This window comes from Streptomyces sp. NPDC091371 (assembly GCF_040684275.1).
Taxonomy (GTDB): Bacteria; Actinomycetota; Actinomycetes; order Streptomycetales; family Streptomycetaceae; genus Streptomyces.
The window spans coordinates 1-11,177 of sequence record NZ_JBFBFP010000018.1; the positions used below are offsets into that span (position 1 = coordinate 1).

13 protein-coding genes are annotated in these 11,177 nt (G+C 73.3%); 6 read left to right on the plus strand and 7 right to left on the minus strand.

Annotation, left to right across the window (positions count from 1 at the left end):
• Positions 1-245 precede the first annotated feature (245 nt).
• Entirely contained in the window at positions 246-485 is a 240-nt protein-coding gene (locus AB0O21_RS20515; RefSeq protein WP_365172565.1) for a hypothetical protein, read from the plus strand.
• Between the two features lie 22 nt (positions 486-507).
• On the opposite strand, the gene AB0O21_RS20520 is transcribed toward AB0O21_RS20515, so the two are convergent.
• From AB0O21_RS20520 to AB0O21_RS20530, 3 genes are all read right to left on the minus strand, one after another.
• Positions 508-924 carry a GNAT family N-acetyltransferase gene (locus AB0O21_RS20520; RefSeq protein WP_365172566.1) on the minus strand — a complete coding sequence of 139 codons (417 nt, stop codon included), beginning with the start codon at positions 922-924 and terminating at the stop codon, positions 508-510.
• Positions 925-933: 9 nt separating this feature from the next.
• Positions 934-2,106, minus strand: a complete 1,173-nt coding sequence (locus tag AB0O21_RS20525; protein ID WP_365172567.1) for an acyl-CoA dehydrogenase family protein — start codon at positions 2,104-2,106, stop codon at positions 934-936.
• Positions 2,107-2,253: 147 nt separating this feature from the next.
• A complete protein-coding gene (locus tag AB0O21_RS20530; protein ID WP_365172568.1) occupies positions 2,254-2,952 on the minus strand; it encodes a TetR/AcrR family transcriptional regulator in 699 nt (232 codons plus the stop codon).
• Positions 2,953-3,040: 88 nt separating this feature from the next.
• Here AB0O21_RS20530 and AB0O21_RS20535 point away from each other — a divergent pair, with 88 nt between their 5' ends.
• Genes AB0O21_RS20535 through AB0O21_RS20545 form a run of 3 tightly spaced genes read left to right on the plus strand, consistent with a single transcriptional unit; the run spans position 3,041 to position 5,495 of the window.
• Positions 3,041-3,655, plus strand: coding sequence for a DUF6230 family protein (locus AB0O21_RS20535; RefSeq protein ID WP_365172569.1), 615 nt, complete (start codon positions 3,041-3,043; stop codon positions 3,653-3,655).
• Complete coding sequence (locus AB0O21_RS20540) at positions 3,646-4,599, plus strand: DUF6114 domain-containing protein (RefSeq protein WP_365172570.1); 954 nt, start codon at positions 3,646-3,648, stop codon at positions 4,597-4,599. Before AB0O21_RS20535 ends, AB0O21_RS20540 begins: the two co-directional genes overlap by 10 nt.
• Positions 4,596-5,495: a hypothetical protein gene (locus AB0O21_RS20545; RefSeq protein ID WP_365172571.1), complete on the plus strand. Its 900-nt coding sequence runs from the start codon at positions 4,596-4,598 to the stop codon at positions 5,493-5,495. The genes AB0O21_RS20540 and AB0O21_RS20545 overlap by 4 nt, the downstream gene beginning before the upstream one ends.
• Here AB0O21_RS20545 and AB0O21_RS20550 read toward each other — a convergent pair.
• From AB0O21_RS20550 to AB0O21_RS20560, 3 genes are all read right to left on the minus strand, one after another.
• Complete coding sequence (locus AB0O21_RS20550; RefSeq protein ID WP_365172572.1) at positions 5,473-5,625, minus strand: SCO1431 family membrane protein; 153 nt, start codon at positions 5,623-5,625, stop codon at positions 5,473-5,475. The genes AB0O21_RS20545 and AB0O21_RS20550 overlap by 23 nt on opposite strands.
• 157 nt (positions 5,626-5,782) lie before the next feature.
• Entirely contained in the window at positions 5,783-6,211 is a 429-nt protein-coding gene (locus AB0O21_RS20555; RefSeq protein ID WP_365172573.1) for an SPW repeat protein, read from the minus strand.
• A gap of 88 nt (positions 6,212-6,299) precedes the next feature.
• Positions 6,300-7,670, minus strand: a complete 1,371-nt coding sequence (locus AB0O21_RS20560) for a peptidase C39 family protein (RefSeq protein WP_365172574.1) — start codon at positions 7,668-7,670, stop codon at positions 6,300-6,302.
• Between the two features lie 113 nt (positions 7,671-7,783).
• Here AB0O21_RS20560 and AB0O21_RS20565 point away from each other — a divergent pair, with 113 nt between their 5' ends.
• Together AB0O21_RS20565 and AB0O21_RS20570 are read left to right on the plus strand one after the other, a co-directional pair.
• The gene (locus AB0O21_RS20565) at positions 7,784-8,416 is read left to right on the plus strand and encodes a hypothetical protein (protein ID WP_365172575.1); all 633 of its coding nucleotides are present in this window, start codon (positions 7,784-7,786) and stop codon (positions 8,414-8,416) included.
• 368 nt (positions 8,417-8,784) lie between these two features.
• A complete protein-coding gene (locus tag AB0O21_RS20570) occupies positions 8,785-10,707 on the plus strand; it encodes an AAA family ATPase (RefSeq protein WP_365172576.1) in 1,923 nt (640 codons plus the stop codon).
• A 39-nt stretch (positions 10,708-10,746) separates the two neighbouring features.
• Here the strand turns inward: AB0O21_RS20570 and AB0O21_RS20575 are convergent, their stop codons facing one another.
• Complete coding sequence (locus AB0O21_RS20575) at positions 10,747-11,154, minus strand: hypothetical protein (RefSeq protein WP_365172577.1); 408 nt, start codon at positions 11,152-11,154, stop codon at positions 10,747-10,749.
• Between the last annotated feature and the right edge of the window lie 23 nt (positions 11,155-11,177).

The following is an 11,177-nucleotide window of genomic DNA, read 5'->3' on the forward strand; positions in this document are numbered from 1 at the left end:
CCATCGCGAAGCGACGCGACGACGAAGGAGGAGCGCCCTTTACAGGCCGGCCCGACACGGAAGGACCATGGGACTGACGGGAAACCCCCCGCGCCTTCTCCGATTCCGGCCGGCCGGGACCCCGCCAAACCCGAAGCCCCCGCCCCGCCCCGCCCCACCCCACCCCGCCCCCACGGGGACACCTCGAACGGATACCCGGGGTGTGGAGGGGATTACCCGTGGGTGCGGTGTCGCGTTGCCCGGGCATGACCACGGTTGAGACTTCCATGCCCCGGGCGGGACGCCGTCGGCGGCCGTTGCCGTCCGGCTACGAAGAATCGGTTCAGCAGGGCTCCCGTACGCGGTACCCCGACCCGCCCATCTACAGCGCGCTCATCGCCCGCTGGGCCGCCGACGGCCGGACCGTGCCGGGGCGGCGCGATCCGGAGTGGTCCCGCATCGCGTCCTCCCCGATCTGGCCGAACGGGCCGCTCTTCGGCGGCTGAGGGAGCCGGCCCGCCGGTCGGCTCAGAGGGCCAGCAGGCCGGCCGCCGTCGGGCGGAAGCCGCACCGTTCGTAGAACCCCGCCAGGTGCGGCTCGTAGTCCACGTGCAGCCACTGCGCCCCGCGCTCCCGTGCCGCCCCGGCCGCGGCCCGGACGAGCCGGACCCCGAGGCCGCGGCGCCGCTCCTGCGGGTGCACCGTGGTGTCCAGGATGAAGGCGTGCGCCCGACCGTCCCACGCGACGTTGACGTAGCCCACCAGCCGGCCGTCGCGGCGCGCTGCGACCCAGGCCAGGCTGCGCTCCAGGACCGGCGCGAAGGAGACGTCCTCGTGCTCCGGCCACGCGGCGGCGAAGAGGGCGTTCAGCTCGGCGTCCGCGAGCGCGGGCCGCACCTCCAGCTCCGGGCCCGGCTCCGGGCCCAGCTCCGCCCCCGCCCCCACCCCCGGCACCTACCGCGTCTCCGGTCCCGCCAGGTGGCGGGCGATGACCATGCGCTGGATCTGGTTCGTGCCCTCCACGATCTGGAGGACCTTCGCCTCGCGCATCAGCCGCTCGACGGGGAAGTCCGCCGTGTAGCCGTAGCCGCCCAGGATCTGGACCGCGTCCGTGGTGACGGCCATGGCGGCGTCGGTGCAGAACAGCTTGGCCATCGCCGCCTGGCGGGAGAACGGCTTGCCCGCGTCGCGCAGGCGCGCGGCGGCGAGGTAGAGCGCGCGGCCGGCCTCGATCTTGGTGGCCATGTCGGCCAGCATGAAGCGCAGCCCCTGGAAGTCCGCGATCGGGTGCCCGAACTGCTTGCGGTCCAGGGCGTACGTCAGGGCCTCGTCCAGCGCCGCCTGGGCGACACCGATGGCGCAGGCGGCGATGCCCAGGCGTCCCGCGTCCAGCGCGGCCAGGGCGATGGTGAAGCCCTGCCCCTCCTCGCCGATGCGGCGCGCGTCCGGGACCCGTACGCCGTCGAAGTGCAGCTGGGCGGTGGGCGAGCCCTTCATGCCCATCTTCTTCTCGGGCACGGCCGCCGTCAGGCCCTCCGCGTCCCCGGGGACCAGGAAGGCGGTGATGCCCTTGGGGCCCTCGACGCCGGTGCGGGCGAGGACGGTGTAGAAGTCGGCGACGCCGCCGTGGGTGATCCACGCCTTGGTGCCGGTGATGACCCAGTCGTCGCCGTCGCGCACCGCCTTGGTCGTCAGCGATGCCGCGTCGGAGCCCGCGGCGGGCTCGGAGAGGCAGTAGGCGCCGAGCAGGCCGCCGCCGAGCATGTCGGGCAGGTGGGCGCCCTGCTGCTCCTTGGTGCCGTAGCCGGCGAGGCCGTGGCAGGCCAGGGAGTGGACGCTGACGCCGAGGCCGACGGTCAGGCGGGCCGCGGCCAGCTCCTCCAGGACCTGGAGGTAGACCTCGTACGGCTGCTCGCCGCCGCCGTACTCGCCTGCGTACGGGAGGCCGAGCAGTCCGGCCTCGGACAGGAGGGTGAAGACCTCCCTGGGGAACCGCCCGGAGTCCTCCTCCTCGGCGGCCTTGGGGCGGATCTCCCGCTGCGCGATCTCTCGTACGAGCGCGAGGAGGTCCCGGGACTCCTCGGTGGGCAGCTGTCGGTCCACCGGCTGCGGGGCGCGGTCTGTCATGGCGGCGCTCTCCTCCCTCGTCGGGCACGGCGGCGACGCGCGAGGTGTGGTGCGCGCCACCGGATCTCGGTGCTCTTACAGCCGATGCTGCCCTCCCGGATCACGGAAGGGGCAGTTCAGCGGCTGCGGCGGCTTGAGTATGCCCGATCAGGGGCTTCCCGTCACCGGGGCAAGATCATCTCGTTCTTCGAACGGCCCTTCGGGAGCGGGCGGTGCCGGACACTCCGGGACGAACTCCTCGATCACCGTCAGCGTCGCGCGCAGCTGGCGCACCAGCAGCGCCCCGAGCTCGGCGCGGCCGGGCTGCGCCGGGGCGTCATCGCCGTCCAGGCCGCCGATCCACTCCAGGGTGGTCCCCTCGACCCCGGAGAGCCAGCCGACGAGGGCGAGCCGGGCGATCGGCGGGAGCACGCGGTGGCCGTACGCGCCTTCGGCGATGGTGGCGACGAGCTCCGCGCGGACGGCCTCGCGGATGGCGAGCACCTCGGCGTCGGAGCCGACGCCGCCGGTGACGATGGTGCGGTAGGCAGCGTGGTGGTGTTCGGCGTAGTGCAGGTAGCCGTCGATGGTGCGGCGCACGCGTTCCGCGTTGGGGAGGTCGGTGTCGCCGCCGGCGCGGGCGACGAGCTCGGCGACGGAGTCCTCGACGATGGCGAGGTAGTAGCCGCGCTTGCTCTTGAAGTAGTAGTAGATCAGCCCTTTGGCGACGCCCGCGTGCTTGGCGATGTCGTCCATGGAGAGCGCGTCGTACGAGGTGTCGGCGAACAACTTGCGTCCGGTCGCTATGAGTTCGGCCCTGCGGACCTGCGAACGCTCGGTCGTGCCGCGCTGTTGACTATTATTCAAATTCAGCCCTAGCCTCGAACTGCCACAAGATGCCTGAAGTATGGCAGCACTTCCCCTGCGCACCGGACGACGTACGGGAGGAACCATCATGAGCAAGGGCAACAGACAGCCCCGCGAGGGCCGGGTCCACTGGAAGAAGACGGCGGCCGTCGCGATGCCCGCGATCGTCGCCGTCGGCGCGATGGCCATGGTCATGGCACAGGGCGCGCTCGCCGCCTCCTTCGCCGTCTCGGGGACCAGCTTCCAGGTCTCCTCGTCCAAGCTGAGCAGCAAGGGCCTGGCCTCATACGTGCAGACGGACCGCTCCGTCGACGGCAAGGGGCATCCGGTGGCGCTGCTCGGCATCGGCGAGGCCACGCTCGCCGACATCTGCCAGGCCGCCGAGGTGGACACCCCGGTCGGCAAGGTGGTCTTCAAGCTGACGGCCGGCGGCCCGGCCGGGGAGGTCACGGCCAGCAATCTGGTGATCGACGGCGAGGACCTCAACGGCGACGCCACCTTCGGCACGGCGCAGATCGGCCGGGACGCCTCGACGCTGGACCAGGTGGACGGGGTCCAGGGCCAGGCGGGCAAGTTCGGCCTGCAGGCGGGCAACATCGAGGTGGTGGGCGTGAAGTCGCACGCCTGGTCCGCGACGGGCGGGAACTTCAAGCTCAAGGGCCTGAACCTGAGCGTCAGCCTGGACGGCAAGAAGTGCTTCTGATCCCGCGCGGCGGGTGGTTGGAGCGGCGGCTGCCGCTGCCGGAGCAGCGGCGGCGGCTGCGCGCCTGGCGCCGGACCCGGCCGTTCTGGGGCGGCCTGCTGGTGCTGCTGGGCGGGACCGAGCTGCTGCTGGTCCCGCTCTCGCCGCTGACGGTGCTGGTCAGCCTCGGTCTGGGCGGGATCGCGGCCATCGGGATCGGTGTCGCGCTGATCCTGGCGGGGCTGTTCCTCTGGTACCTGCCGGGGGCCCGGGCGTACGTGTCGCTGCACGCCCTGCTGCTGTCGGTGCTGTCCTTCGTCGCGACCAACCTGGGCGGGTTCCTGGTCGGGATGCTGCTCGGCATCGCGGGGAGCGCGCTGGCCTTCGGCTGGACCCCGCTGCCCGACGAGGAGGCGGGCGAGGAGGGTCCGTACATCCCCAGCCTGGACGGCAGCGGCCCGCGGACGCTGGCCGCCGCGCTACCCGTGGTGCTGCTCGCAACGCTGGTGGCGGGCGCCCCGCAGGCGGAGGCCGCCCCGGCGGCCGGCGCGGGGGCGCCGACCGCCGCTCGCACTCCCCCGGTCGTGACGACCTCCCTCTTCGCGCCCCAGGGCTTCACGCTGGCAGGCGTGACCGAGGTGCCCACGGTGGACGGGCCGCTCAAGGTGCTGGTGCTGCGGATGCGTGCCGCCTCGCTGCGGGACTACCGGCTGCGGACCCGGGACGGCGCGGACGAGTACGGGCTGTCCGCCGACTCCCTCGACCTGCGCGGCGATGTCACCTTGTACCTCACGAAGTTCAGCGGCTGCATCGAGGGGCTGCTGTGCGTCACCTTCAGCCCCCAGGGGCTGCCCGCGCCGCCGGTCATCCCGCCGTTCGTCCTCATGACCCAGGTCACGGCGGAGCAGGCCCTGGTCACCTCCGACGTGATCGTCACCGACGGGCTCCGGCTGGACGCCTCATGATCCCCGTGCAGGCGGCGCCGCTGTGGGCCTACGGCATCGGCGCGACCTTCGCGGTGGCGGCCGGCCGGCAGCTCCAGTGGTGGGAGCGGTCGGTCCGAGGGGAAGGGGTCCGTACGAGGAGCCGCGCGGCCAATCCGTACCTGGCGCTCACCGTGCTCTACGCGGCCCTGCTGCTCGCCCCGACCGGGATGTACCTGCTCTGGCAGAACCCCGCCTGGGCCACCATGCACGTGGCGCGGGACCACGGCGGGGTCTGGGCGGGCTTCGCGCTCTTCCACACCGGGTCGGTGGTGGTGGGGGCGCTGCTCGGCTTCCTGGCGGCGCGGCTGTTCGTGCTGGTGGGGGCCGGGTACTGGGGGTACCTGCAGGCGGTCGCCGGCTACTTCCTGCTGTTCTCCACCCTGATCCACGGGTGGGACGGCAGTGGTTACCGGCGGGTGCTGAGCGCCGGTCCGCGGGCCTTCGCCGACTGGTCCGCGGAGGGCGTGGTCAACAGCTGCCTGGCCTTCGCCACCTCGGGGACCTTCCTGGCCCTGCTGGTCTTCGGCTCGGCGGTGGTCGGCACGATGCTGCTCGCCGAGATCGGCTGGCTGGTGGAGGGGTGGCGGCTGCCGGGTGCGGCGGCGGACCTCAAGGTGCCCCGGGTGGTCGCCGTGGCGATCGCGGGGGCGGGGGTCTACGTACTGCCGTTCGCCGGGGCGCTGGGTGCGAGTGTGCTCGTACGGCTGCTGGGCTGGTGGGCGGGGCTCGGCCTGTTCGCGGTGGCGGCCGGGGCGGTGCTGCTGCCCGCGCGGTCACCCGTACGCGCCCTCTACGGGCTGGTGGGCGTCCCGGACGCGCACTGGCGGGCGGAGCCGGAGGCCGGGGAGACGGTCAGAGCCAGCCGACCTGGGTGACGAACATGGCGACGACGACCACGAGGGTCCAGCCGAGGACGTGTTCCAGCCAGGAGGAGCCGTCCTTGGGGCCTCCGGTGCGGACGAGGCCTCGGGCGCGGGCGGTCAGGGCTGCGGTTTCTGTGGTCATGCGTCCAATGTGCCAGCGTTCGCGGCTTTCGCGGTAGAGACGATGGTCACTGGAGGCGCAGGTCACACGGGCCGCATGCCACCGGGTCCCGGCCTCTGCGGTCGGGACCCGGCGCGTTCACTGATCCGGCGTTCGCTGTCTTGCACTACCTCCCGCGTCAACCGCGGGCCTCGTTGCGGCCTGCCATCGCGACCATCGCGAGGCCGAGGCACAGGGCGACGCCTCCGGTGATCACGTTGTTGACGATCGTGCGGGTGAAGTCCATCTCGCCTCTGATGGCCCACGGGGCGATGATCGTCCACGCTCCGAGGGCGACCGCCGTCCACGCCATCGCGTGGGTGCGCTCGTACGCGGAGCCGAGACCGCCCATGCACAGGCAGAAGGCCAGGCCGGTGATCAGATTGTTGACGGCCAGCGGGGTCAGGATGGCGAACCCGGCGATCCACGGCGACGCGGCCAGGTACACGCCCGTTATCAGGGCGAGCGCCTCGACGGCTTGTGCGGCGGGGGTGCTGGTCACCCGCTCGAACCGAGTGCGCATCTCGGCGAGGTCGGGGTGGTGTTCGATGCTCGGATGGGTGGTCATGGCTGGCGCCTCCTATGAGAAGCCGAGAAGCCTTTATGTGCCATTTACCCCATTATCTTCCTCTTATACGGCCTGCTCAACGGGAATCTCACAGCACTCCGACCGCCCGCAGGGCCGCGATCTGCGCCACGCTCGGGACGGCCGGGGCGTAGAGGTAGCAGATGCCTCCGCTGCCCGAGGCGACCTTGCCGGAGGCGCCCGTGCGCTTGGTCCGGAGCCAGATGTTCTCGAACTCCCGGCGCTTGTAGACCCGGCGGACGGACGCGTTGTCCCGCGAGTGGGGGTCGTTGGCGATCACGTCCCCGGCGGCCGTGAAGCCGATGACGGTCATCAGGTGGCCCGCGGTGCCGTAGCCGGCGCCGGTGAGCTCCTGGGCGGTGAAGGACTGGGAGGTGATGGCAGGGATGCCGGCCCGGACCAGGGTCTCCAGCTCGGTCAGGGAGCAGAGGCGGGTGACGACCCCCGCGAGTTGGCGGTAGGTGGCGGCGTAGGCCGCGTTGAAGGGCCAGTTCCCGCAGCCCTTGTAGGCGGCGTCGTAGGTGGAGCGGGCGGCGTGGCAGACCTGGGGGTCGGAGAACTTCGGGTTGACCCAGGTCAGGGAGGTGGCGCCGGCCTTGCGGCCCCAGAACTCGATGATCATCTGGGAGGAGGTGGGGCTGCACCAGGCCTCGCCGCCGTTGTCGTACTCGGGGTACTGCCCGGCGTGGGTCTCCTGCGAGTAGCGCGGCACCTTCAGCTCGTGGGCCTGCCCGGACGGGGTGGAGGCGGGGACCGTGAAGCGGTCCGGGACGTCGGAGAGCATGGCTCCGGCCAGCCACACGGTGGGCCCGCGGTCGGCTCCGGGCTTGCGGTACAGGGTCAGGCGCAGCCGCCAGCCGGTGATGCGCAGGCCGCTCGCGGGCGCGTCCACGGCCAGGGTGTCGGTCCACACGGTGGAGCGGCCGTCGGTCTGGCCGTCGACGGAGGTGCGGCGGATGTCGCGGTCGCCGGAGGCCCAGCGGCCCATGACGTACCAGGGGGTGTTCGTGCCGTCGCCGTACGTCCCGCGCAGTTCGGCCTGGATCCAGGTGCCGGCGGGGGTGCGGGCGTTCCAGGAGGCGATGGCCTCGGTTGCGGGCACGGTGGAGCGGTGCGCCGGGGAGGTCCAGGTGGCGTACTCCCAGGTGCTCTTCTTCCCGGTGTGGGGGTCCGCGTACTCGGTACGGCCGACGGGGGTCTTGATCTCCAGTCCGGGTCGGGCCCCGTCGACGGCGGTGGTGCCCTGGTGGGTCCCGGCCTGCCAGTGGGCGTACGCGTACCAGAACCGGTTGTCGACCGGGCGGCCCGTGCCGCGCGGGGCCGGTGGGGCGGACGGCGCGGCGGCCTCGGCGCTGCCGCCGGAGACGGTGGCGGCGGTGGCCGCGGTGGCGACCGCGAGTGCGGCGACGAGTACGGCCCTGCGCGGTGTGGGTGCGGTCATCGCGGTTCCCCCGGGTGGTGGTCGGTGCCGGTGCCTGGTGGCCTCACCCTTCCAGTTCCCGGCGGCCGCGGGCCGAAGCCGGCGGCCGTGTCGGGCTTGTCTACGCTGGTCGGGTGGAGCCACACCAGTCACTCGAATCACTCGCGCGGGAGCTCGCCGCCCTGCCGCCCTCCCTCGGTCCGGTCCGGCTGATCGGGATCGACGGGCACGCCGGGTCCGGGAAGAGCACCTTCGCGGGCCGCCTCGCGCAGGCCGCGGGGGCTCCGGTGCTGCACCTGGACGACGTGGCCACCCACGAAGATCTGTTCGGCTGGCAGGAGCGGCTGCGGGTCCAGGTGCTGGAGCCGCTCGCCGCCGGCCGGCCCGCGCACTGGGCCCCGTACGACTGGGTGGAGCGCCGCTTCGGGCCGGAGCGGGTGCTGGAGCCGGCTCCGGTGCTGCTCGTCGAGGGGGTCGGGGCCGGGCGCCGGGCGCTGCGCCCGCATCTGGCGCGGCTGCTGTGGATGGAGACGCCCCGTGCGAAGTCCTGGGGGCGCGGGCGGGACCGGGATGGGCGTGAACTCTCCGACTTCTGGGACGGATGGGAGCGCGCGGAGCGCGCGCACTTCTCGGACGACCCTTCGCGCCCCTTCGCGGGCACCCTGGTACGCCAGAGCGGTACGGGATACGAGTGGTCTTCCGGGGCCGCTGCGACCCCGCGAACGGCCACTTTCATCACCGAGGGTGACGGGCTCCCCCGGGCCTGAGCGGGCCTCGGATTCCGCGCCGGGCGGGCCTCCTCCGACCTGCTTGACCTGGGGCCCGCGGCGGCCTTACGTTCTCAATGCGGGGCCTTCACCGGCCGCCGCGGACATGAGCCCCCGATCGTTCCCCCGTGATCGGGGGCTTCGTTCTGCCCCGGGCCGGGACGGATCGCCGCCGCTCCCTCACCCTGAGTCACCACGCGCACCGGGGGCGCACACCCGAACCACGGCCGCCGCACCCTACGTAAGGTGCGAAACCGCAGGTACGATGCAGCCCTGATTTCAGCGACGCCAGTCGGGGGCACCGGGCAACTCGCGCGCTCGAAGCGGGGGTTGCGGCGCACCACGGGGGCAGGCTTGTGGGGGACGTGATGGATTTCGGCACGCCGGGCAACACCCGCGCCCCGGCCGAACTCGCCTGGCTGCGCGGGGTCGACGCCTGCACCATGGGCGCCTACCCCCAGGCCGAGGAGGAGTTCCGGACGGCCGTACGACTCGACCCCGCGATGGCCGACGCCTGGCTGGGCCTGCACGCGCTACGGGTCGACACCACCAACGCGTTACTGCGCATGTACGCGCACCGGGACCGCTTCGGCGAACAGCGGGCCCGGCACCGCCGGACGCTGAACTCCTGGTACTGGCTGGGCTGGTGGGTGCAGCCGGTACTGGAGAGCCGGCGCGACCTGCTGCTGGCCCACGCCTCGCACTGGCTGGACGGCCGCCACGTGCCCGAGCTCGACCAGGCCCTCGCCGCGCTGCCCCCGGTGGACACCGATCCGCAGGTGCGCTTCCTGCACGCCTGCCGCGCGTACCTGGTCAAGGACTGGGAGCTGCTGGTCCGCAACACCGAGCCGCTGGTGGACGATCCGCTGCTCGGCATCGAGGCGGGGCTGTTCGGCGGGATGGCCCGGGTCCGGCTGGAGATGTACGGGCAGGCCGAGCCGCTGCTGTCCGCGGCGCTGATGCGGTGCCGCAGCGAGCAGCCGCAGCGCAAGGAGCTGCGGTACTGGCTGGCGCGGGCGCACGAGGGCACCGGGCGCAGCGCGGCGGCGCTGCCGCTGTACCGGGCCGTGCACCGGGTGGATCCCGCCTTCATGGACACCGCGGCCCGGCTGACGGCGATCGAGGACGGCGACGACACCGACGGCATGGCCGACCTGGCGGGCACGGCCGGGTACGCCGGGTACGGCGCCGCGGGCGGGCACGGCCCGTCCCCGGCGGGTGGCGGATTCGCGAAGCTGGCGCTGGGCGGCGGGCCCGTCCAGGACGTCGCGCCGGACGGCCAGGCCGCCGACCCGGACCCGCTGGCTCCGCCGGTGCCGCCCGGGAGCCGGGGGGAAGGGGCCCGCCGCAAGGTGCGGCTGCCCGCGCAGGGCGCGCCCGGGGGGCTGCCGGCCGGGCCGGCCGATCCGGCGGCGCTCGCGCAGGCGCTGGCGGAGCTGGAGCGGATGGTGGGCCTGGAGCCGGTCAAGCGGCAGGTGAAGGCGCTGTCGGCGCAGCTGCACATGGCGCGGCTGCGGGCGGGGCAGGGGCTGCCCGTGCAGCCGCCGAAGCGGCACTTCGTCTTCTCGGGTCCCTCGGGCACCGGCAAGACGACGGTGGCCCGGATCCTGGGCCGGGTGTTCTACGCGCTGGGGCTGCTGGGCGGCGACCACCTGGTGGAGGCGCAACGGGCGGACCTGGTGGGCGAGTTCCTCGGGCAGACGGCCGTGAAGGCGAACGAGCTGATCGACTCGGCGATCGGCGGGGTGCTGTTCGTCGACGAGGCGTACTCGCTGTCCAACTCGGGCTACAGCAAGGGCGACGCGTACGGCGACGAGGCCCTCCAGGTGCTGCTCAAGCGCGCCGAGGACAACCGGGACCACCTGGTGGTGATCCTGGCGGGCTACCCGGCCGGCATGGACCGGCTGCTGGCCGCCAATCCGGGGCTGTCCTCCCGGTTCACCACGCGGGTGGACTTCCCTAGCTACCGGCCGCTGGAACTGACCGCGATCGGCGGGGTCCTGGCGGACGCGAACGGGGACCGCTGGGACGAGGAGGCCCTGGAGGAGCTGCGCAGCATCAGCGGGCACGTGGTGGAGCAGGGCTGGATCGACGAGCTCGGCAACGGGCGGTTCCTGCGGACCCTGTACGAGAAGAGCTGCGCGTACCGGGACCTGCGGCTCGCGGGCTACGCCGGGGAGCCCTCCCGGGACGACCTGGCGACGCTGCGGCTGCCGGACCTGATGCAGGCGTACGGGGAGGTCCTCTCGGGCCGGGGGCCGCAGGACCGGCCGGAGCCGCCGCCCCTGTGACCCCGGGCCAGGCGGGGCGGGGCGGGGCCGGTCACGGCACTAGGGCAGGTCGGGGATCGGTCCGGAGCAGGCCGCGAAGACGTTGAGGGCGAACCAGATGACGCCCAGGAGGATCAGCAACCAGGCCGCGGAGATCGGCCGCCCTCCGTCGCGTCCGGCCCACTGCTCGTCGGCCGGGGTGCCGAGGCTGCCCCGCAGGAGGGCCCGAGCCTGCGCCGCGAACTCCGGGTCCGCCTCGGTCAGGTTGAGGAGCGCCGCTGTGAGCCGGTCGGCCGCTTCCGGTACGGAGGGGTCACGCTCGAAGGCGGCCAGGAAGGCCAGGCCCTGTTCCGTCAACCGGTCGCGCACCAATGCGCGGAGCCGGCGCGCCACCGGGGAGGCCACGGCCGGGTCCTCGCTCAGCAGGGCCACCATCCTGGCGGCCGCCTCACCGTGCTCCCCGGACATCCGACCGCCCCCTCCCCGCGTAC